Annotated in this window: 2 protein-coding genes; both read right to left on the bottom strand. The window is 33.5% G+C overall.

Features of this window, described 5'->3' with window-relative positions; translation table 11 throughout:
• Nucleotides 1-31: 31 nt before the first annotated feature.
• Nucleotides 32-448, bottom strand: coding sequence for a DUF722 domain-containing protein (locus tag SD53_RS12565; RefSeq protein ID WP_000590122.1), 417 nt, complete (start codon nt 446-448; stop codon nt 32-34).
• A gap of 27 nt (nt 449-475) precedes the next feature.
• Nucleotides 476-622 (bottom strand): DUF1514 family protein, encoded by a 147-nt coding sequence (locus SD53_RS18665; RefSeq protein ID WP_257876508.1) that lies wholly within the window; start codon nt 620-622, stop codon nt 476-478.
• Between the last annotated feature and the right edge of the window lie 2 nt (nt 623-624).

Below are 624 nucleotides of genomic sequence, written 5' to 3'. Positions count from 1 at the left end.
TTAATGCGGACTTACATAGGGTAAAAGTCCGCTACACATAACCAATATACTTTGCTAACTTATCGATCAGTGCATTCCTTCTACGTAATATACTTGTCTTACTTGTACCAAAGTAATGTGCTATATCTTCCCATTCATAACAACCAATAGGACAATCCCAATATCTAAACCTTAATAACTCAAGCGTATCCTCATCACTTTCATCTATCAATCTATCTACACCGTTAACTATATTTCTTAATGTATTGTACCTGTTATCACTAAACTTCTTTATTGCACATCGTTCAATCGGATTACCCGGCAAATTACTTTTGCCAGCTCCCGCATTATCTGGTTCATGACTTTCAAGTAATTCATATTCTCGCATCTTCAACTCTCTTCGATAGTTATCGATGTGCTGAATGTATTCTTCAAGCTTTTTGATATCGTGTTTCTCAATCTTTATCATTCAATGCAATACCTCCGATAATATAAATTACTTTTTAATATCGTTATTCATTCGCTTTAATTTAATCCTGTATTCTTCTAACCCGTTGTATCCTTTAGTTTTAACTACTTCATCAAGTAGATAATCATTCATATATCTGAGTGCTTGTATCTCTCTTGCACGATCACTATTAATAC

The organism is Rheinheimera mesophila (assembly GCF_000986865.1).
GTDB classification, from domain to species: domain Bacteria; phylum Pseudomonadota; class Gammaproteobacteria; order Enterobacterales; family Alteromonadaceae; genus Pararheinheimera; species Pararheinheimera mesophila.
The sequence above is the reverse complement of the archived record's forward strand: the minus strand, read 5'-3'. Positions and strand labels throughout refer to the sequence as shown.

What these genes read in the sequence shown, in the direction of transcription:
- SD53_RS12565 (WP_000590122.1), bottom strand. Translation starts at nt 448, where the DNA reads ATGATAAAGATTGAGAAACACGATATCAAAAAGCTTGAAGAATACATT.